This window comes from Hyphomicrobium sp. (assembly GCF_036833075.1).
In the GTDB taxonomy this organism is placed as follows: domain Bacteria; phylum Pseudomonadota; class Alphaproteobacteria; order Rhizobiales; family Hyphomicrobiaceae; genus Hyphomicrobium_C.
This window is the reverse complement of sequence record NZ_DAITQL010000006.1, coordinates 22,072-42,508: the sequence shown is the minus strand read 5'-3', so window position 1 is coordinate 42,508 and position 20,437 is coordinate 22,072. Positions and strand designations below refer to the sequence as shown.

Genomic DNA, 20,437 nt, shown 5'->3' with positions numbered 1-20,437 from the left:
ACAGAGTCCGGACGCCCGACCACACGTTTTGTGGGTGCATGCAGCCGGGCGGCCGGACTCTGTACACATTCCGCCAGCTCACTCACCCTCGCTGGCTGGCGGTTTGCTGATGACGAAACCCTGGGGCAGATGGATCTGCCCGTCGAACGCGATGGATCCATCGCTCAACCCCGTGAGCCGCGCATCCAACGCGGCTACCACCTCGATAAGACAGGCAACAGCGTCATCGTTGGAAGCGGCGCGGGCAAGGCGAAGCGCCTCGGGGACGGAAGCGTGACAAGCTGATCCGGCCGATGCGCGATCGGAGGCATAGGCCGCAAGAGCGGCGCCAAGCATGCCCGCGGCAAAGCCTGTTCCCATCATGCGAATGGCACAACCGCGCGCGCGCGTCATGGTCCCCCCGGTTCGACTCAATGAGCCACCAGACCGACACCAAATTTGCGGGCTGGTGGCCGGGAGTTGATAACCGCGATGTTGAGACGGCGCGGCGCTTTTTGGCCGCGAGGCTTGGACATATAACGCCGCCTCCCGGCCAAGAGACCGAGAAGCGACACAAAATCCGGCTGTGTCTGCCGCAACATCATGGGGTTATCACGCCCCAGCTGACGTATGTCAGCTATTGTTCAGTGTACGGCATTTATCGGTGAGGGGTCAATTAGGTTTGGGCATTCGGCCCGGCTTTTCGGCAATCGGGCAAATCTCGGTTTGCATGATTGCAAACAGAGGCGGGCAGCAGGCTCCGCTTCCGATGACATGGAAGCGGTGCATTCATTGTCCAGTGGCACTGAGAGAATTTTTTACGCGCCAGGTGACACAGCCGGAAGGCATGGCGCGAAGCGTCGAGGCGCTCCGATTTCAGTCGTTACCCGGTCCGATTGTTGCCCCGGATGCGGCGGCCATCCTCGATCATGTCGGGCTCTGCAATGGAGACGCCGTAAGCCTGCAAGGCGCTCATGATGACATGACGCACGCTCGTCTGCCCGTGGGCGGCGCGAATCTTCAGATCGGTCCAGACATAGTCGGGAAGCTCGACACTGAGCGCCTTCATGCGGCTGCGCGGCGTTGCGGCGCTTTCGGGGACAACAGCGGCCTCTTCCACCGGATCCGGTTTCTGCTTCGGCGCGGGCGCTGCGGTGGGCGCCTCCCCTGCCCCGCGCTCTTTGGGTTTGACCAGCGCGCCGACGCCCTTGTCACGGGCAAGACGCTCTAGCTCCGCATCGAGATCATTGGTCACGGGCATGAAGGCCGGGCGTTGCTGTTTCATGGTCACCCTGCCTTCCGAAGCTCTTCTGTGCCGTGTTCTTCAACAATGGCGCGGATCTCGGCGAGGAGACTCAGCACCTCGGCCCCTGCCCCCTTCCCTGTCTCGGTGATGGTCGGCGGCTGGCCGTTCAGGAACATCTCGCGATAGGCCGAACGCTCGACCAGCGCGGTGCGGAACAGCGGCACGCCGAGCCGCGCAAGCTCCGCATAGGCGAAGTCAGCGACGCGCGTGCGCAGTGGATAGACCTTGGTGAGCAGCAGGCGATACGGGATTGGCCGGCTGGTGGTCTCGCGCACGTCGCGGATATCGCTGATGACCACGAGCGCTTCGCGCAGATCCGGCTCGGATGCCTGGGCGGGAATGACGACGAGGTCGGAGCGCGCCAGCGCCTTGAACAAGGTGACCTCCCGGCTGCCCGGCAGATCGATGCAGATATGGTCATAGCGGCCGGAGCCTTCGGCCTCGCGGAAGAACTCTCCGAATTTCTGCGGATCGATGGCGGCGACGGTCAAATTCTCGATGGGCGCCTTGCGCGCCCATCGGTCGAGCGTGCGGTTCTGGTCGAGATCGATGAGCAGGACGCGGGCGCCTTCGAGGGCGAGCGCGGCGGCGATGCAGGCGCAGGTGGTCGACTTCCCTACCCCACCCTTGGAGGACGCAAACGTGACAATCATGCAAAAGACCGGAACATCAATTGAGCAAATATGGACTTGGGTAAATGTACATCTGAACACTTCAACATTTTAAGGCTACCGGATTCGTTCAATCCGCCAAGTCGAATTTTGCAGCGTTCCGCAATTGTGAAATGGTGTAAGTCGCAGATTGCGAAGATGGACAAGAATACAAAACAGCAAATAACGCCATGGGCATTTGCCCAAATGCGGCCTCCTTCAAAGCCGCAATTCCGTATTTCTATATTTGCTGAGTGATAAGCGCGGCCACGGACAGCGAGAAGGGCTTGCGACAGCGAAAACAGCCCTGGCACATGGAGGAGGCGCGGCGAACCACTGTCCCAGCTCCTTCGCGGGAAGGGCAGGGCATTCTGCCGCCTGGCCATCATGCGCGCAGCCACGGCCGCCTCGCGCCGTCGGCATCACTGATGCGCGGTTGCGGATTTGCACATTTGTGGATTTGCAGATTTATCCGCCGGCGAACGTCTCGTCCCAGGCAAGCTCGATGCGGCGCGCCTCGTCCGGCTCAAGCTTTGCGAATTCCTTCTCTCTCGCGCGCTTGGAGAACCTGCCGCTATTCTGCCGCAGCATGCGGAAGAGGAGGTCGACGGTGCGGTCCGGCATCTCCACGATGGCCTCCACGCGCGCCTTGAAGGCATCGTAGCGGCGCAGGTAATCCGTCTCGGCGGGGAGATCCTCAAGCGCCGTCTTGCGCACGCAGTCATACAGAAACTCGGCCTGCGGCGTCGCGTCGAAATAGCGGTAGTAATCCGCGGTGTCGTTCAGCACCTCGACATTGCCATCCGGGGTCGGCTTCCACTTCACCAGGGGAAGGACGCGGCGGGAGTAGGTCTCAAGCACCTCGCGATACTGATCGATCCGCTCCAGGATGGTGGCGGAGACCGGGAAGACGATGCCGGGCGGATTGAATCCGCGCGCCGCCAAAACGTGATGGATGAGATAGCGGTGGATTCGGCCGTTTCCGTCCTCGAACGGGTGAATGAAGACAAACCCGAAGGCCAGCACGGAGGCGGCAATGACGGCATCGAGCGCGCCGGATGTCTCGCGGTCGAAAGCGATCAGGCCGTCCATGAGCGCGGGCAGATCCTGATGGCGGGCGCTGATATGGTCGGGGATGGGGGTGCGGGCGTCCCGATCATGCTCGCCGACGAAGCCGCCTTCGCTGCGCAGGCCGAGATCAACGAAGCGGCTGTCGCCGATGACGATATGCTGCAGGCGCAGGAGCTCGTCGAGCGTGAGCGGCTTGCGGCCGGCCTGGCCAATGGCGCGCCCCCAGCGTTGGACCCGGTCGAGGGGCGGATCTTCGCCTTCAATGACGTAGCTTGCGCGTGAATCCTTGAGCAGCAGGAAGGCTGCGGTGCGGGCGAGCAGATCGGCCGGAACCTCGGCGGCAAGCGCTTTTGCGCGATCGGCAAGATCGAGTTTGAGAAACGCCTCGAGCGCGGGGGTGCGGAAGACGAGGGGACAGAATGCGGGGGTGCCCGGCAGGTTGTTGCGCACCCGGTGGCGCGGTGAATCCTGGCTGGCGCCGGGGAATTGCTGTTTGGGGTCGACAACGTCGACATAGGCGACTTTGCGGGGAGGGGGCAGGTCAAGCCGGCCGCCGGTGAGCCATTCATAGAGAAACCAGATGCGCCGGGCATAGCTGCCGGTCGGCTTGGCGCGGATCAGGGCCTCGATGGGCGCGGGCCCTGTCGTGAGAAACAGGCGCTTCAGGACAGCGAGATCCAGCCCCTCGTATTTGAGGGCGAAGGTCAGATGGCCTTCGAGGGTGGCCGCCGGCGCGTGGCGCGGGGTAAGCAGCCGCCAGCCATCCCGCTCCAGGGATTTGTGGCGGGTGGCGATGGCGCTCAGCGTCAGGGGAAGGGGGACCTCAAGGCGGAAGGCGTCAATGAGCGCAGCGTAGCCGGCCGGAGTCGCCTTCTCGGGGAGGGTTCTCTCGTGAAAAACCGTCACCGGCCCTGAAAAACGATGGCTTCCCTTTTCGGTCATGAAAAACGATCTCTGGCTCCGAAATCTGTGCGCGAAGCCAATGCTACCATGAAAAACACTCACGGGCCATGAAAACGAATGGCAACCCGGGATCCGACATGAAAAAGTCTGGCCGAAGGAAGGGTAAGGGGCTGGCGGAGTGCCGCGCCTGCCCGGGAACGCTCCTTCCGCGCGCCAAAAGTGAGTCATTGGGCGTCGACTCACCTTTCGCGCCAATGGGTTGGCGTGCGCCGCCCCGAAGGAAGGTCAGCCGAAGGAAAGGTGAGGATTTGGGCGGCAACTCACCCTGTCATCAGACGAGGCGAAGAGAGCCCCCCGGATGCGCAGTACCTTGAGGCGTAGGGAAGGGGGCGTTCGCCTGCCCGGAACGCATCAGGGACCGCTCCAGGGCTCCCTGTGACCATGCCAGTGGCGCGGTGGCAAGTTCTTCGGGTGCGATATCGCCTTGAGGTGATCCCCCGCCAAGCCAGTTGCAGGTGAGTCGGGTTGCACGGACGGCAGGGTTTCAGGCGCAGCGAAACGATCAGCCTGTCTTGTTGTCCACACGCTCTGGGCAACCGTTGCGCGCTTCTCTTTATTCATTGATTCAAGATTCTATTTCAGGCGCTGAATCCGCCTTTGCGATCAGGGGCTTGTCAGCCCAGAAGTGAGATAATGGGCGGGATGGGTGAGAAATGGGGCGGATTCGCGTGAGTGAACGGGCGGAGTCACGTGAAACTTTGGGCGGCGGACGGTGAGGAATTGGGCGAAAGCAGCGCGCGGCCACGCACAGAAGTGAGAAAACGGGCGGATGATCAGGGGGCCGGGGCATCGACGGAGATGCGTTCGACGCGGCCGGTCATGCGCGCCTTGCGGCCGACCCGGCTTTTCTCGCGCTCGTCATGCGCCTGCCGGCGCTCTTCCTCGGATTTGCGGAACCACATCACGATGAGCTTCGCAACGGAGCGTCCGATTTTCACGGCCGAGATCTCGACGATGAAGTCGCTCAGCAGGTTGACCTCCTCGATGGCCGGCTTGAGGCAGTATTTGTTGAAATCGGCGTAGCGCTCGAGCTTGCCGTCGGGCACGCCGAGCATGGAGCGCAGCTCGTCGACGGTGAACTCGTCATGCTGCTTGTCCAGCCCGATGCGGCGCTCGATCATCTCGTAGAGCCGGATCGAGTATTTCGAGCGCAGCGTATACATGATGTGGGATTTGAGCGTCGCCCAGGCGCGGGACTGGGAAATGACGGTCAGCAGGTCAGGCGGGAAGGTATAGGTAAAATAGCCGTCGTCCTTGTCCTCTTCCTTGTTTGTGCCGAGCAGGTGCACGCGGAAGGTCGCGAACTGGCCGGTCTGCGGATCCTTCGCCCGGATCTTCACCCAGGCCGACATCAGGTTGTCGAAGGCCTCGTGCAGCCGGTCATTGCTTTCATGACTTCCCCGCAGGCTGGCCTTGAGGACCTTGTGCACGGGCGAGGTGCGGATGTTGTTCCAGGCATGGGCGAGGAGCTGGTTGTAAAGAATCGTTTCGTTGCGGGTGAGGGGGGTGAGCTCGACGATGTCGACAAGCTCGCGCGGCTTGATGATGCGCCCTTCGTTATGGGGATCGAGCGGCTGTCCCGTCACTTTCATGTCGGTTGCGAGAAAACTGCCTGACGGCCGCGCCGCCGGCTCCTGATCCTCGTAGGTCCCGATGAGGGAAGTGGTAAATCCGCGCTTCTTCACAAGTTCAAAGCGTGTCGATCAATTCCGGGACGGTCAAGAGTGAGTCGGTTCTTATCCCGAAGACTCACTTTTGGCGCCGCCCAATAACTCACCGATGGATTCCGGCCAAAGCCGCAGCTTGACTGGGGCGACTCGGCACTCCGCCCAATAGCTCACTTTTGACCTTGAGGCGCGAGGTTGCCGATGCCGGTGCCGAGCACGGCAAGGATCTTGCGGCGCGCAGATGTGGCCCGGGTGACAAGCTTACGTGCCTCGAGATCGCCGAGGATGTCGGCTGCGGCCTGGTAGTGAGAAAACGGACCGCGCCTCGAAAGGGCTTCAAGCAACAACTCGGAAAGGCGCATCAGCACGGCGTGGTAATCACCCGGGCTGATGACGAGACCGGCACGGGTCAGGAACAGCAGCAGATGGGCGGCCTGCTCATAGAGGGGAGGCATGGGCGCTCGACTGGCTCGCCCGCCACTCCCGCGAAAGAGTGGCGGGCAGGTTGCTACGTGACGTGGGCTTCGGAGTCATCGATCGTCGCCACTACGACAGGCCGTGCAGCGAACCAGGCTTCGATTTCAGTAAGCCGCCAGCCGACGCGGTTCTCACCGATGCGGATGCGCTGCGGGAACTTGGCCTGACGCATAAGGCGGTAGATGTGCTGCGGCGTATAGCGGGTGAGGGCGCAGACTTCTTTGATGGTCAGCAGGCGCAGATGGGCGAGGGGATCGTCTCTCTTCCTTTCAGGCATAAGGGGTCCTCCATGGGCCAGCGGGGTGGCTCAAGCAGTTCGCGCAAATTGTCGGGGGACGCGGGAACACACGGCGATCAGCATCGCCATGTGTAAACGATAATATGGAATGTAAATGTCGTCTAGCTAATTTTACAGCTGCCGCCGGCGCCGGCTTTGGAGGGCGAGGCCAAGTTTCCTGATGTCCTCGGGATCGATGTCACGCGTGAGGCGATCGAGCGTCTGGTCGACAGTGGACGAGCGGCTCGGCAACTCTTCAATGTCGTCTTCAGGGTGGCGGTGCACCCAGACGGCAAAAGCGCGATAGAGGGGCATGTCGCGGCGGCGGATATGGGCGCGCGTCAGACCCTTGCCGATCCAGGGGGCATAATGGGTCCGGATAAACGCGACAGGATTCAAACTTTTGTTGTTCTCGCGCTCGGACCAGAGTGGGACAGAGCGGAGGTCGTGATCGGAGGGGTTTTGAGGTGGCGGTCGGGGGGTAAGCGTGTCGCGCACGGCCGCCGAGCGGCTCATCACCTGTTGCTCAAGCGCGTTGAGCTTTTGAGTTACGTCCCTGATCTGGCGCAGCAATTCGAGATCGTCCTGCTCGTTGGCCGCGCGTGCGCGCTCGGCCCGGGCAGCGCGACGCTTCGCCAGAGCCTCTTGCGGGATCTGCCTCAGCAACGAAGAGATCTTGAGCTTTTCGCCCGGCGGCTTGACGGCCATGATGATCGGCTCGCGCTTTAGTGCGGTTGACGCGCGATCGATCGCACGGTTCGTCATGCGTGTAAACGTGCCTTGCAAGATTTACACAGATTTGGGCGCGAAAGCGGTGTTCCGTAGCTCATTCGCAACGGCGGGTGAGCGGATGCAGGCCCATCACTCTGCCGCGATGGCGGAAGCCTCAGGTTGCCTGCGCATGATCAGCCCCTTGAGGCGATTCTCCCAGGCCAGCAGCGCCTCCCGCTTTTCGCGGTCGTAGGCATAGCGGTTGTAAACGGCATCCGTGATGCCGCGGCTCATCGGTGAATGGTTGAGCACAAGCGAACGGACGTGAACCGGCAGGCCCAGCCGCGCCATCTCCGTGCCGACGGTGCGTCTGAGATCATGCGGCGATACGGTCGGTATCTTCAGCTCTGCGATCAGGCGCGCCATCGCGCGCGTCACTGCCTCCGCCGACAGGGGACGTTTCGCCGGATCGGTGCTCGAGGGAAAGACGAACGGGCTTGGCTTCGGCGCTGCCTGCACCGCCATGCGAAACTCGGCCGCGGCCATCGGGCAGAGCGGCAGCCTGTGCAGCAGGCCGTTCTTGGTCCGGGCGCCGGGGATGGTCCAGACCGGCTCTTTTCCATCGAGTTCGAGTTCGGATTTCTGCGCTTCGACCACTTCGCTGCGCCGCTGCCCGGTCAGCAGCAGAAGCCGGAGGATGGATCGTGTTGCCGGCGAAAGCATGCGGCCCTTTTCGGCACGGGCCATGTGTTCGCCGGTCATGCGCTCCATGGCCGCGAGCGCGTTCCAGAATTTCGGGATGTCGCCTTCGGACAGCACGCGCTCGCGCGGGCGCTTGATGCCGACCTTTCGGAGGCGTGCTGCGGGATTGACCTCGATGACGCCTTCATCGACGGCCCAGTTGAGCACGCGGTTGATCAGCTCAACGACGCTATTGGACGTGAGCGGCGACGCCTCTTTCGCCACCCTGTCGCGGAAACGCCCGATCTCGATGCGCTTCAGCTGCGCGATGCGGTTCCTGGCGAAGCGCGGCTCGATGTGACAGCGATAAATGATCCGGTCGGTCTCGGCCCGCGCCAGGGTGGGCTCCGCATGGCGCGCGTACCAGTCCTCGAACAGATCGCCGAAGGTCACACCTTCGATCCTGGCGGCTTCCGTTTTCTCGTTGCGCTCGGCCTGCGGATCGAGCCGCTCGGGTCCGTAAACCTTGCCCATGACCTGCCTTGCGCGGCCCGTCGCGGCGGCCAGGCCATGCTGCGCGAGATCGCCGATCCTGAAGTAGCGGAAGTGCCGGGTCCCGCGTCCCCCGGGCTGATAGCGCACATACCAGACGCGTTTGCCTTTGGGGCTGACATCGAGCCAGAGCCCGTCGACACCCTCGATGCGGTAACGCGTGCGCTTCCCGCCGATGGCAGGCGCGGCGGCAATCACGCGATGATTTGCTTTCAGAGTTGGCATCGCTGTCACGAAAGAAGGTCAGGGGTCAGATCCCCGTCCCGCGGGCACATCTGAATCCCGTCACACACCGTCACACACCAAGTAAGAGCGTCAAGCGCGGCGATAAGATGGCAGGCGACAAAGAAGCATCACAATTAGCGAGGCTGAATCAATATGTTATATGAAACATCGCATCGCGTGACGGCACGTGAAGGAAACTGCGTAAGTCAATCCGGATACGATCGCACTGCAGAGGTCAGGGGTTCGATTCCCCTCGGCTCCACCAATCCGGTCTTGCACAGATTCTCTTCGCCTTCAGTTTGAAGGGCATTGAGATTTTAGCGGTTCCATAAGTCTCTTCAAACGAGGCCTGTGGCTTGGCGCAAGCAGCGATGCGGTCGCCGACGCCTTGTGCGGTTCAAGATCGCGCACACGACGCGCATAGGCGGTGATCACAGCGACGTCCACGCGCCTCCACCCGTCGACCGAGCACCTGTTCGACCTTGTGCCTGTTCGGACACGGGCGAAAGCAAATGTCGGTACCGTACTCTGAGTTCGGTTGTCAGCATCTATAACCGACGATAGTATGGATATTATAACATCCACTGATTTGGGGTTTTTTCTGGTGTCCTTACAGAGACGTAGCAGCCTGTGGGCGACTGCGAGCGTGCTTCCGGCGATGGCGCTGCTGGCCCACTCAAATCCCGCGTCGGCTCAGGCAGCGGCGACCGAATTGCCGCCGATCGAGGTGACGACACCGAGCCCGGTTAAAAAGTCTGCCCGGCGGACGAGCGGCCCTGCACCGAGTGCATCGGCAGCGCCCGCGGTCCAGGCAGAGGAAACTCCGGTCCTCGAGCCGTTGCCCGGCACGCTGATCGTCACCGAGGACACCTTCAGCTCGGTGACCGTCGTCACGGAGCGCGAGGTTCTGTCCACGAGCGGCCAGACGATCACGGACTCCCTGCAGACCAAGCCCGGCATCATCGGCAGCACGTTCGCGCCGGGCGCCAACCGCCCCATCATCCGCGGCCTCGACAGCTATCGTGTCCGTACGCAGGAGAACGGCATCGGCACGCATGACGTCGCCGCCATCTCCGAGGATCATGCCGTTCCCATCGATCCCAATGCGGCGGATCGGATCGAGGTCGTGCGCGGTCCGGCGACGTTGCGCTATGGCTCGCAAGCGATTGGCGGTGTCGTGTCGGTCGAGAACCAGCGCATCCCCACCTATATGCCGAAGGGCGGGTTCAGCGGAGCCGTTACGGGTGCCGGCACCTCGGTCGACGACGGTCTGGATGGATCCTTCAAGGCCACCGCCGGATCGAACGGCGTCGCCGTGCACGCCGACGGGTTCTGGCGCGATGCCGACGACTACGATTCACCGCGCGGCACCGTCGTAAACAGCTTCGTCGAGAGCAAAGGCGGTTCGCTCGGAGCCTCGCTGATCGGCAGCGATGGGTTCTTCGGCGTCTCCTACGCCCGCATCGAGAGCGAGTATGGCATTCCCGGAGAGGAGGCCGAGGAAGGTGTCGATCCGTACATCGACATGGTCCAGGATAAAGTGCTCGCGAAAGGCGAATGGCGCGTGCGCGATTTCGGCATCGATGCGATCCGCGTGTGGTTTGGCGCATCCGACTACCGGCACAACGAGATGGCCAGGCACGAACACCATGACGATGAGGACGAGGACGAAGAGGAGGAGCACGAGCACGGCTTCTCGCTCGGGTCTCGCTTCACCAACAGGGAGCAGGAGGGGCGCATCGAGATTCAGCACGTGCCGGTCGGCACGACGCTGGGCGAGATGTCGGGCGCAATCGGCGCACACTGGGGCCACCGCAAGACGCGCGGCCAGTCCTTCGAGGGAGAATCGCTGCTGGAGCCGGCCGAGACAGACACCATCGCGGCTTTCTGGTTCGAAGAGATCGAGCTCAATCCGTTCCTTCGTCTGCAGGCTGCGGTCCGCATCGAGCACACGGCGGTAGACGGCACGGGTTGGGAAGAGGTCCACGTCGAGGATCATGGCGACCATGCCCACATGCATGGTCATCTCTTCGATGGCGAGCGCAGCTTCACCCCGTTTGGCGCCAGCTTGGGACTGCTCCAGAAACTACCGTTCGATATGGAGGGGCGTCTGACGGGCTCTTATGTCGAGCGCGCCCCCGATGCCGCGGAGCTGTTCTCCAAGGGCATGCACGAGGCAACGGGCACGTTCGAGGTCGGCAATCCCTTCCTTGATGTGGAGAAGTCCACGACAGCGGAGATCGGCCTGAGAAAGGCCAGGGGCGCCTTCCGGTTCGACGCGTCGGCCTACTACACGCGCTATAATGGTTTTATCTATCGGGCGCTGCAGGGTCTCGAGTGCGACCCCGTGGCCGTGGGTGGGGAATTCCATTGCCATGCCGGCCACGATCATGATGACGATGACGCCGACGAGCATGATCACGCCTTCGATCTCGTCTTCTTCCGCCAGCGCGACGCCAATTTCTATGGTGCGGAGCTGTCCTTCCAGTACGACGTGGCGCCGATCTGGAACGGCCTATGGGGCATCGATGGCCAGTATGACTTCGTTCACGCCAAGTTCGATGGTGGCGAGTATGTGCCGCGCATCCCTCCGCATCGTCTGGGCGGCGGCATCTACTACCGCGATCCTAACTGGTTTGCGCGCGCGGGCGTGCTTCACGCGTTCGACCAGAATCAGTTCGGCGAGGAGGAAATCGCCACGCCGGGCTACACGCTGGTCTCGGCTGAGTTGAGCTACACGTTCCAGGAGAAGTCGATCGCGGGCATAACGCCCATCGCGACCATCGGCATCAAGGGCGAGAACCTCGCTGATGATGAGGTCTTGAACCACGCCTCCTTCAAGCGTCGCGAGGATGTGCTTCTGCCTGGGGCCAGCGTGCGCCTGTTCGGCAGCATCAACCTCAACTGATCGGACCTTCTCCCTCGCCGCGCCCGATGACTGGCGGAGGCGCGATCCTCGATGATGTCTCCGCTGCCCTTTCATGGCGATTGATGGCTAATCTTATGGATGTTATAATATCCAAAACAATTTTATCAACGCTGGAAAGGGTTAGAGAATGGATCCTGAACTTGCGGCCCACCTCGATAAATCGGCAAAGCGCGTCGACAAACGCCTGCCCGTCACCGTGCTTTCGGGCTTTCTCGGCGCCGGAAAAACCACGCTGCTCAACCACGTCCTGAACAACCGCGAAGGCCTCAAGGTCGCGGTCATCGTCAACGATATGAGCGAGGTCAACATCGACGCCGATCTGGTCGAGAAGGGCGGCGCGAACCTCTCGCGGACCGATGAGACGCTGGTCGAGATGTCCAATGGATGCATCTGCTGCACCTTGCGCGACGATCTCTTGAAGGAGGTGCGCCGCCTGTCGGCCGAGGGCCGGTTCAACTATCTCCTGATCGAGTCGACTGGCATCGCGGAACCGCTTCCGGTCGCCACGACGTTCGAGTTTCGCGACGAGGACGGGCAAAGCCTTTCGGATGTGGCGCGGCTTGACACCATGGTGACGGTCGTCGATGCGGCCCATTTACTGAAGGATTATGCTTCGCAGGACTTCCTCAAGGACCGGGGCGAGATCGCGGGCGATGCCGACGAGAGATCGCTGGTCCAGTTGCTCGTCGATCAGATCGAGTTCGCGGACGTCATCGTTCTGAACAAGGTCGACATCGCGACACCGGAGCAGCTCGTGGCGGCGCGGTCGATCATCCGCTCGCTCAACGCGGACGCCCGCATCGTCGAGACGAGCCATGCACGCGTTGCGCCTCGGGAGATCCTGGATACGGGTCTCTTCAGCTTCGAGACCGCGCATCGTCATCCAACCTGGTTCAAGGAGCTCAATGGCTTCAGGGACCATCAGCCGGAGACCGAGGAATACGGCATCTCGAGCTTCGTCTACCGCGCCCGCGCGCCGTTCGAGCCGGCGAAGATCCATGCGTTCTTCAACAAGTCCTGGCCGGGCGTGGTGCGCGCCAAAGGGTTCTTCTGGCTCGCGACGCGGCCGCAGTGGGTCGGTGAGATCGCGCAAGCGGGCTCGCTCGTGCAGCACGAGGCGATTGGCTACTGGTGGGCGGCGGTGCCGAAGAAGAACTGGCCGGAGGACGAGGACCTCGTCAGCCGCATCAATAAGACCTGGCACAAGCTCTGGGGGGACCGCCGACAGGAGATCGTGTTCATCGGCACCCGCGAGATGGACAAGGCCGCAATGAGCGCGGAACTCGACGCGTGCCTGATGCAGGTGCCCGAGACCGGACCGGTCGACACGAGCGCCTGGTCAAAGCTCCCCGATCCTTTCCCGACGTGGGCGCGGGAGGCGGCGTAGAACGCGGGGCGCGCGTTCTGTCAGACAAGAGAACTCTCGTGCATCGGTCGCCCCGGATCAGCGGCAGCAGAAAAAGCTCGGCTGCTTGAAACGAGTTTGGAAGGTGAGTGAAGGATCATACGAATGGACATGCGCGTGGCACATCTGCAGCCAAAGGCGCCCCGCAAGCGCCCCAGTCGCGAAGCGGCAGAGACGGCGGTTCGCACGCTGATCGAGTGGGCAGGAGACGACCCGGATCGCGAAGGGTTGCTTGCCACGCCGGATCGTGTGGTGAGCGCCTATGAAGAGTTCTACGCCGGCTATACCGAAAACCCGGTGGCAATCCTCGAGCGGACGTTCGAGGAAACGGCCGGCTACGACGAAATCGTCATGCTGCGCGACATCCGCCTTGAATCGCATTGTGAGCATCACATGGTGCCGATCATCGGCCGGGCTCATGTCGCCTATCTGCCAGAGGGACGCGTTGTGGGCATCTCCAAGCTCGCCCGCCTCGTCGAGATCTACGCCAAGCGGCTGCAGATCCAGGAAGTGCTGACGGCGCAGATTGCCGACACCATCAATGAGGTCCTGAAGCCGAAGGGTGTGGCCGTCATCATCGAGGCGGCGCACCAGTGCATGACGACGCGCGGCATCAAGAAGCCCGGCGTGGTGACGATCACGAGCCGCATGACCGGATGCTTCCGGACCGACCCGTCAACGCGGGCGGAATTCATGACGATGCTGACCGCGCGCCCGCTGGATGCCGCTTGAGCGCATCAAGCCTCCCCAGTCACAGCACTCAAGAGCCACCATGCTGATCAAGCTGGCCGGCGGGACCCTCTATGACCCGTCGCAGGATTGGAACGGCATGATCCGGGACATCTTCGTCCGGGACGGCTAGGTCGTGCCCGGCGCAGCGATGGTCCGGCGTGCAACGGTCGGGGACGATCCTTGTTCGGTGGCCCGATTCGCTTTAGTCCTACCCCGTTCTTCAACCGACAGCCGCACACGGTGCTCCTGTGAAAGTGGTGATCCTAGCCGGAGGTCTCGGCACGCGCATTGGCGAGGAGACGCAGGTTCGCCCGAAGCCGATGGTGGAGGTCGGCGGCCGCCCCATTCTGTGGCACATCATGAAGATCTACGCGTCTTACGGCGCGACGGATTTCGTGATCTGCCTGGGCTACAAGGGCTACGTCATCAAGGAATACTTCGCGAACTACTTCCTGCACATGTCGGACGTGACGTTCGACATCGCCAAAAACCAGATGACCGTGCACGAGGCCAAGGCGGAGCCATGGCGCGTGACGCTCGTCAACACCGGCGACGACAGCATGACGGGTGGGCGCCTCAGGCGCATCCGAAGCTACGTCGCCGATGAGCCGGCGTTCTGCTTCACCTATGGCGACGGCGTGGCCGACATCGACATCGACAGCCTCGTCGCCTTTCACCTGAGCGAAGGCCGCCTCGTCACCATGACCGCAACGCAGCCGCCCGGCCGCTTCGGCGCGGTCGAGCTCGACGCGACGCGCGTCTCCCGTTTCGTCGAGAAGCCGCGCGGCGACGGCAACTGGATCAACGGCGGCTTCTTCGTCGCTTCGCCCAAGGCGCTCGACTACATTGAGGGCGACGACACGGTCTGGGAGGCGGGCCCCCTCGAGCAGCTGGCCGCGGACGGGCAGCTCGCGGCCTATACCCACAGCGGCTTCTGGCACCCGCTCGATACGCTGCGCGACAAGAACTATCTGGAAGACCTCTGGAGCCGCGGCAAGGCCCCGTGGCGAACGTGGCCATGAGAGCGGCCATGACATGACCGCGGCCTTCTGGAACGCCAAGCGCGTCCTCGTCACCGGGCACACGGGGTTCAAGGGCGCCTGGGCGAGCCTGTGGCTCGCCTCCATGGGCGCCCGCGTCACGGGCTTCGCTCTCCCGCCCGACACGTCACCCAACCTCTTCGATGCAGCGCGCGCGGGACACGGGATCCAATCGATCCTGGGCGACGTGCGCGACCTCGCCGCCGTCGACGCCGCTGTCAATGCGGCCAAGCCCGACATCGTGCTCCACATGGCCGCCCAGGCACTCGTGCGCCGCGGCTACCGCGATCCCGTCGGCACCTATGCCACCAACGTGCAAGGCACCGTGCATCTGCTCGATGCCCTCCGCCGCCGATCGAACGCCCGCGCCGTCGTCGTCGTGACGAGCGACAAGTGCTACCGGAACCGGGATGAGGCCGAGCCCTTCCGCGAGGACGCGCCGATGGGCGGCGATGACCCTTACTCCAGCTCCAAGGGCTGTACCGAGCTCGTCATCGCCGCCTATCGCCACGCGTATTTCGCGACCGCCGGCATGGGGCTCGCGAGCGCTCGCGCCGGCAACGTGATCGGCGGCGGCGACTGGGCCGAGGATCGCCTGATCTCCGACGTCGTGAGAAGCTTTGCGGCCGGCGAAGCGGTCGCCATCCGCAATCCCGGCGCCGTCCGCCCGTGGCAACACGTGCTCGATGCGCTCGCCGGCTATTTTGCCCTTGCCGAGCGGCTCTACGAGGAGCCGCAGACAATGGCCGAGAGCTTCAATTTCGGCCCTTCCGCCGACGATGCCCGCTCCGTCGGCGACATCGTCGGGCGGATGGCGACGCTGTGGGGCGGAGGACGCTGGACGGAGGATCCGGAGAAAGGCCCCCACGAGGCGCGCCATCTCACGCTCGACGCATCGAAGGCGCGCGCCATGCTCGGCTGGTCCCCACGGCTTTCCCTCGACAAGGCGCTCGCCTGGGTGGTCGAATGGCACCGCGCCCACGGCGAGGAACGCGACATGCGAACCGTGACCGTGCGACAGATCGAGCGCTATCAAGCCTTGCGGAGCGCGGGATGACGGTCCTCGCCTGCCGGCACTGCGGCGCAGCTCTGACGCAATCGTTCTGTGATCTCGGCGCGCAGCCCCTCTCGAACGCTTTCATCAAGCCCGAGGATGCCCTGAGGCCCGAGCCATTCTACCCGCTCAACGTCTACGTCTGCGGCACCTGCCTTCTGGTCCAGCTCCCCGAGCACACGCGCGCGGACCGGATCTTCGGCGACGACTACGTCTACTTCTCGTCATTTTCCGAGAGCTGGCTCGCCCACGCCAAGGCTTACTGCGAAATGGCCGCGGAGAGGTTCTCGCTCGGCAAGACCTCGCAGGTGATCGAGATCGCCTCGAACGACGGCTATCTGCTGCAATATTTCACTGCAATGGGGATTCCTGCGCTCGGCATCGAGCCCGCGGCCAATGTGGCGGCCGCGGCGGAGGCGAAGGGCGTGCCCACGCTCACGAAATTCTTCACGCGGAGGCTGGCGGCGGATCTCTCGGCCGCCGGGCGATCGGCCGATCTCCTGCTCGGCAACAACGTGCTGGCGCATGTGCCCGACATCAACGATTTCGTGGCCGGCATGAAGATCGCCCTGAAGCCGGCCGGCGTCATCACGATGGAGTTCCCCCATCTCGCCCGGCTGATCGAAGGCGTCCAGTTCGACACCATCTATCACGAGCACTATTCCTACCTGTCGCTGACCTCCGTCGAGCGCATCTTCACGCACCACGGCCTCGCGATCTTCGACGTCGACGAGCTCGCGACCCACGGTGGCTCGCTCCGCATCTACGCCCGCCACACCGGTGAGCCGGCCCCCGAGCGCACGCCGCGCGTCGCAGCCCTGCTCGCGCGCGAGCGGGCCGCCGGCCTCGCCACCATCGCCGGCTACACCGGCTTCGAGCCGCGCGTCCGCGAGGTGAAGCGCGACCTCATCGCCTTCCTCATCGCGGCCAAGCGAGACGGCAAGCGCATCGCCGGCTACGGCGCCGCCGCCAAAGGCAATACGTTGCTCAACTATTGCGGCATCCGCCAGGATTTCGTGGATTTCGTCGTCGACCGCAACCCCGTGAAGCAGGGCCGCCTGTTGCCCGGCACGCGGATTCCGGTGAGACACCCCGACGCCATCGCCGAGTCGCGGCCGGATTACGTGTTGATCCTGCCCTGGAACATCCGCGACGAGATCATGGAGACGCTGAGCTTCATCCGCGACTGGGGCGGCAAATTCATCGTCCCGATCCCGAAGGTCGACGTGATCGCCTGAGGCGCGCGGGTTACGCTCGAAGGTCTCGCGCGTGAGCCCGGAGATTACACGGCCCTGTCTTCACGAAACCGGCCGAAACGAGTCGGCGCGCCGGCCCCGAACAGCAAGACCTCATAGGTCACGGGCACGCCGCCCTCCATGCCGGGCGATCCGACCGGCATCCCCGGCACCGCGAGCCCCCGCCCTTGGGGCTTCTCTGCCAGCAGGCGCCGGATCGCGACGGCAGGCACATGGCCCTCGATCACGTAACCGCCGACCTCGGCGGTGTGGCACGACGCGACCTCCGGCGGCACGCCGAGCCGCGCCTTGACGGCCGTCATCTCCGGCGTGTCATGGACCGTGACGGCAAAGCCGTTCGCCTCGAGATGCTCGACCCACTTATGGCAACAGCCGCAGCCGGGATCGCGAAACACGATCACGCGCACCGCAGCCTCGGCCCGCGCCCCGGTGGCGACGAGTGCCGGCACCGCAATAGCCCAACGAAGCATGTCACGCCGGCTGGCACTCATGTTGCCGATCTCCCTGCGCTCTCCCCGCCAGATACGCGAGGATGCAACCTTATGATTGGATGGGCACTGATGCGAGGACTTTCGCGCGGCCTGCAGCGGCCCATCACTGCTCCCTCGGAGCATGAGGTCACGAGCCTAACGCGCGCTACGCGCAAGCACGCCCATCAACTCGTCGATCTTCTGCGTCTGCTCGGCCTTGTCTCCGCTCGCCATCGCATGCGCGACGCAATGCGAGATATGGTCCCGCAGCACCTCCTCCTCGACACGCCTCAGCGCCGCCCGCACGGCCGCGATCTGGGTGACGATGTCGATGCAGTAGCGATCCTCCTCGACCATACGGGCGAGCCCGCGCACCTGTCCCTCGATGCGAGACAGGCGTTTCAGGCGGCCGGCTTTGGAGACCTTCGTCATGCCTTGATTCATACCCCCATGGGGTATACCTGTCAATAGATACCCCATGGGGGTATGGGCGACGGATTGCGAAGACGGGTTACGAAGGGAGAAGACACCATGGCCGAGCGCACGCACGAGAGCCAGACGCACGGATCATGCTGCTCAGCGCACAAATCTCACGCTCCGGCCGCCACGCCCGGCGCTCAGGTGGAGAAGGATCCGGTCTGCGGCATGACGGTGGATCCGTTGACCGCCAAGCACCACACGGCCCACAACGGCAAGACCTACTATTTCTGCGCGGCCCGCTGTCGCGAGAAGTTCATCGCGAACCCGGAGCGCTACCTCGATCCCGGCCAAGCCGAGCCTGAGCCCGCCCCGCCTCCGGGCACGATCTACACCTGTCCCATGCACCCCGAGATCCGCCGGGAGGGGCCCGACGCGTGCCCGATCTGCGGCATGGCCCTCGAGCCGGAGACGCCGACCGCCGACGCCGGACCCAACCCCGAGCTGGTCGACATGACGCGCCGCCTGTGGATCGGCCTCGCGCTCGCACTCCCCGTTTTCCTGATCGAGATGGGCGGACACCTGACGGGGCTGGAGCACTGGCTCGGCCGGCAGACGTCGAATGTGATCCAGCTCGTGCTCGCGACCCCCGTCGTCCTCTGGGCCGGCTGGCCGTTCTTCACCCGCGGCTGGGCTTCGATCCGGACCCGCAACCTCAATATGTTCACGCTCGTCGCCATGGGCACGGGCGTTGCCTGGATCTACAGCATCGTCGCCACGCTCTGGCCCGGTCTGTTCCCCGCCTCCATGCGCGGTCACGACGGCGCCGTCCCCGTCTATTTCGAGGCGGCCGCCGTCATCACCGTGCTCGTGCTGGTGGGGCAGGTGCTGGAGCTGCGCGCGCGCGAGCGCACGAGCGGCGCCATTCGCGCGCTTCTCGACCTGTCGCCGAAAACGGCGCGCCGCATCCGCGCCGACGGCACCGACGAGGACGTGAGCCTCGAGAGCGTCGCAGCCGGCGACCGCCTGAGGGTGCGCCCCGGCGAGCACATCCCCGTCGACGGCAAGATCCTCGAAGGCCGCAGCACGATCGACGAATCCCTCGTGACCGGCGAATCCATGCCCGTGACCAAAGCCGCGGGCGAAGCCGTCATCGGCGGCACCACCAACCAATCGGGCGCTTTCGTCATGCGCGCCGAGAAGGTGGGCCGCGATACCATGCTGGCGCGCATCGTGCAGATGGTGGCCGATGCCCAGCGCAGCCGCGCGCCGATCCAGCGCCTTGTCGATCAGGTGTCGGCCTGGTTCGTGCCGGCCGTCATCGCGGTCGCCGCACTGGCCTTCGCGGCCTGGTCGGTCTGGGGACCGGAGCCGCGCTTCTCCACCGCGCTCATCGCCGCAGTCTCCGTCCTCATCATCGCCTGCCCGTGCGCCTTGGGCCTCGCGACGCCGATGTCGATCATGGTCGGCATCGGGCGCGGTGCCGGATCGGGCGTCCTGATCCGCAACGCGGAAGCCATCGAGCGCATGGAGAAGGTCGACACGCTGCTCGTCGACAAGACCGGCACGCTGACCGAGGGCAAGCCGCGGGTCGTCGCCATCCGCCCCGTCCGGGGCGTCGACGAGACCGAGCTCCTGCGCCTCGCCGCGGGTCTCGAGCGTGCGAGCGAGCACCCCCTCGCAGCAGCCATCGTGCAGTCGGCCGAGGCACGCGGCCTGCCGCTCTCGGAGCCGCAAGGGTTCGAAACCCCGGTCGGCAAGGGCGTCATCGGCACGGTCGACGGCAAGCGCCTCGTCATCGGCAACCGCCACATCATGGCCGACGCCTCCATCGATACGGCAGACCTTGACGCCACCGCGGACGAGCTACGCCGCGACGGCGCAACCGCCATCTACGTCGCCGTCGACGGCAAGCCCGCCGGCATCGTCGCCATCGCCGATCCCATCAAGGCGACGACGCCCGCCGCCATCGCCGCGCTCAGGGAGGACGGCATCCGCGTCGTCATGCTGACCGGCGACCAGCGCACCACGGCGAACGCCGTCGCACGGACGCTCGGCATCACGGACGTCGAGGCCGAGGTGCTGCCCGAGGACAAGAGCGCCGTCGTCGCCCGCTTGAAGCGCGAGGGCCGCATCGTCGCCATGGCCGGCGACGGCATCAACGACGCGCCCGCGCTCGCCGCCGCCGATGTCGGCATCGCCATGGGCACCGGCACGGACGTGGCGATGGAAAGCGCGGCCGTGACGCTCCTCAAGGGCGACCTGACGGGCATCGTGCGCGCGCGGACGCTTTCGGCCGCCACCATGTCCAACATTCGCCAGAACCTGTTCTTCGCCTTCATCTATAACGCCGCCGGCGTGCCCATCGCGGCCGGCGTGCTCTATCCCGTCTTCGGCCTACTCCTGTCGCCGATGATCGCGGCAGCCGCCATGTCGCTCTCCTCGGTGAGCGTCGTCGCCAACGCGCTGCGGCTCAACCGCGTGAAGCTCTGAGCATACGCGTGGTGAATGGGTCACGGCCCGGACGGAAAATGCGGCGGAGATCAAAGGTCGCCCTCCCGGCACCCTCAGGGCC

General features: G+C 64.2%; 18 protein-coding genes. 7 read left to right on the top strand and 11 right to left on the bottom strand.

Annotation, left to right across the window (positions count from 1 at the left end; genetic code table 11):
- Nucleotides 1-78: 78 nt before the first annotated feature.
- The 9 genes from V7082_RS03470 to V7082_RS03430 form a co-directional block, all read right to left on the bottom strand.
- Nucleotides 79-393, bottom strand: a complete 315-nt coding sequence (locus tag V7082_RS03470; RefSeq protein WP_334146226.1) for a hypothetical protein — start codon at nt 391-393, stop codon at nt 79-81.
- Nucleotides 394-862: 469 nt separating this feature from the next.
- Nucleotides 863-1,264 carry a hypothetical protein gene (locus tag V7082_RS03465; RefSeq protein WP_334146225.1) on the bottom strand — a complete coding sequence of 134 codons (402 nt, stop codon included), beginning with the start codon at nt 1,262-1,264 and terminating at the stop codon, nt 863-865.
- Between the two features lie 2 nt (nt 1,265-1,266).
- Nucleotides 1,267-1,938: a ParA family protein gene (locus V7082_RS03460; RefSeq protein WP_334146224.1), complete on the bottom strand. Its 672-nt coding sequence runs from the start codon at nt 1,936-1,938 to the stop codon at nt 1,267-1,269.
- Nucleotides 1,939-2,403: 465 nt separating this feature from the next.
- Nucleotides 2,404-3,948 (bottom strand): Fic family protein, encoded by a 1,545-nt coding sequence (locus V7082_RS03455; protein ID WP_334146223.1) that lies wholly within the window; start codon nt 3,946-3,948, stop codon nt 2,404-2,406.
- A gap of 794 nt (nt 3,949-4,742) precedes the next feature.
- Nucleotides 4,743-5,654, bottom strand: coding sequence for a replication initiation protein (locus V7082_RS03450; protein WP_334146222.1), 912 nt, complete (start codon nt 5,652-5,654; stop codon nt 4,743-4,745).
- Nucleotides 5,655-5,806: 152 nt separating this feature from the next.
- The gene (locus V7082_RS03445) at nt 5,807-6,091 is read right to left on the bottom strand and encodes a hypothetical protein (protein WP_334146221.1); all 285 of its coding nucleotides are present in this window, start codon (nt 6,089-6,091) and stop codon (nt 5,807-5,809) included.
- Nucleotides 6,092-6,144: 53 nt separating this feature from the next.
- The gene (locus tag V7082_RS03440; protein WP_334146220.1) at nt 6,145-6,390 is read right to left on the bottom strand and encodes a helix-turn-helix transcriptional regulator; all 246 of its coding nucleotides are present in this window, start codon (nt 6,388-6,390) and stop codon (nt 6,145-6,147) included.
- A 132-nt stretch (nt 6,391-6,522) separates the two neighbouring features.
- A complete protein-coding gene (locus V7082_RS03435; RefSeq protein WP_334146219.1) occupies nt 6,523-7,098 on the bottom strand; it encodes a hypothetical protein in 576 nt (191 codons plus the stop codon).
- Nucleotides 7,099-7,251: 153 nt separating this feature from the next.
- Nucleotides 7,252-8,532 (bottom strand): tyrosine-type recombinase/integrase, encoded by a 1,281-nt coding sequence (locus V7082_RS03430; protein ID WP_334146218.1) that lies wholly within the window; start codon nt 8,530-8,532, stop codon nt 7,252-7,254.
- 631 nt (nt 8,533-9,163) lie between these two features.
- Here V7082_RS03430 and V7082_RS03425 point away from each other — a divergent pair.
- The 6 genes from V7082_RS03425 (at nt 9,164) to V7082_RS03400 (ending at nt 16,957) form a co-directional block, all read left to right on the top strand.
- Nucleotides 9,164-11,467: a TonB-dependent receptor gene (locus tag V7082_RS03425; RefSeq protein WP_334146217.1), complete on the top strand. Its 2,304-nt coding sequence runs from the start codon at nt 9,164-9,166 to the stop codon at nt 11,465-11,467.
- A gap of 148 nt (nt 11,468-11,615) precedes the next feature.
- Nucleotides 11,616-12,875 (top strand): zinc metallochaperone GTPase ZigA, encoded by a 1,260-nt coding sequence (zigA, locus tag V7082_RS03420; protein WP_334146216.1) that lies wholly within the window; start codon nt 11,616-11,618, stop codon nt 12,873-12,875.
- Nucleotides 12,876-12,998: 123 nt separating this feature from the next.
- Complete coding sequence (gene folE, locus V7082_RS03415; RefSeq protein WP_442909748.1) at nt 12,999-13,625, top strand: GTP cyclohydrolase I FolE; 627 nt, start codon at nt 12,999-13,001, stop codon at nt 13,623-13,625.
- A gap of 248 nt (nt 13,626-13,873) precedes the next feature.
- A complete protein-coding gene (gene rfbF, locus V7082_RS03410; RefSeq protein WP_334146215.1) occupies nt 13,874-14,647 on the top strand; it encodes a glucose-1-phosphate cytidylyltransferase in 774 nt (257 codons plus the stop codon).
- A 13-nt stretch (nt 14,648-14,660) separates the two neighbouring features.
- Nucleotides 14,661-15,722 carry a CDP-glucose 4,6-dehydratase gene (gene rfbG / locus V7082_RS03405; RefSeq protein ID WP_334146214.1) on the top strand — a complete coding sequence of 354 codons (1,062 nt, stop codon included), beginning with the start codon at nt 14,661-14,663 and terminating at the stop codon, nt 15,720-15,722.
- Nucleotides 15,719-16,957 (top strand): class I SAM-dependent methyltransferase, encoded by a 1,239-nt coding sequence (locus tag V7082_RS03400; protein ID WP_334146213.1) that lies wholly within the window; start codon nt 15,719-15,721, stop codon nt 16,955-16,957. Before rfbG ends, V7082_RS03400 begins: the two co-directional genes overlap by 4 nt.
- 44 nt (nt 16,958-17,001) lie before the next feature.
- On the opposite strand, the gene V7082_RS03395 is transcribed toward V7082_RS03400, so the two are convergent.
- Complete coding sequence (locus tag V7082_RS03395) at nt 17,002-17,466, bottom strand: DUF411 domain-containing protein (protein WP_334146212.1); 465 nt, start codon at nt 17,464-17,466, stop codon at nt 17,002-17,004.
- A 135-nt stretch (nt 17,467-17,601) separates the two neighbouring features.
- Nucleotides 17,602-17,877 (bottom strand): metal-sensitive transcriptional regulator, encoded by a 276-nt coding sequence (locus V7082_RS03390; RefSeq protein ID WP_334146211.1) that lies wholly within the window; start codon nt 17,875-17,877, stop codon nt 17,602-17,604.
- 99 nt (nt 17,878-17,976) lie between these two features.
- Here V7082_RS03390 and V7082_RS03385 point away from each other — a divergent pair, with 99 nt between their 5' ends.
- Nucleotides 17,977-20,355 carry a heavy metal translocating P-type ATPase gene (locus V7082_RS03385; protein WP_334146210.1) on the top strand — a complete coding sequence of 793 codons (2,379 nt, stop codon included), beginning with the start codon at nt 17,977-17,979 and terminating at the stop codon, nt 20,353-20,355.
- Nucleotides 20,356-20,437: the final 82 nt, after the last annotated feature.

What these genes read in the sequence shown, in the direction of transcription:
- V7082_RS03470 (WP_334146226.1), bottom strand. Translation starts at nt 393, where the DNA reads ATGACGCGCGCGCGCGGTTGTGCCATTCGCATGATGGGAACAGGCTTT.
- V7082_RS03465 (WP_334146225.1), bottom strand. Translation starts at nt 1,264, where the DNA reads ATGAAACAGCAACGCCCGGCCTTCATGCCCGTGACCAATGATCTCGAT.
- V7082_RS03460 (WP_334146224.1), bottom strand. Translation starts at nt 1,938, where the DNA reads ATGATTGTCACGTTTGCGTCCTCCAAGGGTGGGGTAGGGAAGTCGACC.
- V7082_RS03455 (WP_334146223.1), bottom strand. Translation starts at nt 3,948, where the DNA reads ATGACCGAAAAGGGAAGCCATCGTTTTTCAGGGCCGGTGACGGTTTTT.
- V7082_RS03445 (WP_334146221.1), bottom strand. Translation starts at nt 6,091, where the DNA reads ATGCCTCCCCTCTATGAGCAGGCCGCCCATCTGCTGCTGTTCCTGACC.
- V7082_RS03440 (WP_334146220.1), bottom strand. Translation starts at nt 6,390, where the DNA reads ATGCCTGAAAGGAAGAGAGACGATCCCCTCGCCCATCTGCGCCTGCTG.
- V7082_RS03435 (WP_334146219.1), bottom strand. Translation starts at nt 7,098, where the DNA reads ATGGCCGTCAAGCCGCCGGGCGAAAAGCTCAAGATCTCTTCGTTGCTG.
- zigA (WP_334146216.1), top strand. Translation starts at nt 11,616, where the DNA reads ATGGATCCTGAACTTGCGGCCCACCTCGATAAATCGGCAAAGCGCGTC.
- folE (WP_442909748.1), top strand. Translation starts at nt 12,999, where the DNA reads ATGGACATGCGCGTGGCACATCTGCAGCCAAAGGCGCCCCGCAAGCGC.
- rfbG (WP_334146214.1), top strand. Translation starts at nt 14,661, where the DNA reads ATGACCGCGGCCTTCTGGAACGCCAAGCGCGTCCTCGTCACCGGGCAC.
- V7082_RS03400 (WP_334146213.1), top strand. Translation starts at nt 15,719, where the DNA reads ATGACGGTCCTCGCCTGCCGGCACTGCGGCGCAGCTCTGACGCAATCG.
- V7082_RS03395 (WP_334146212.1), bottom strand. Translation starts at nt 17,466, where the DNA reads ATGAGTGCCAGCCGGCGTGACATGCTTCGTTGGGCTATTGCGGTGCCG.
- V7082_RS03390 (WP_334146211.1), bottom strand. Translation starts at nt 17,877, where the DNA reads ATGACGAAGGTCTCCAAAGCCGGCCGCCTGAAACGCCTGTCTCGCATC.
- V7082_RS03385 (WP_334146210.1), top strand. Translation starts at nt 17,977, where the DNA reads ATGGCCGAGCGCACGCACGAGAGCCAGACGCACGGATCATGCTGCTCA.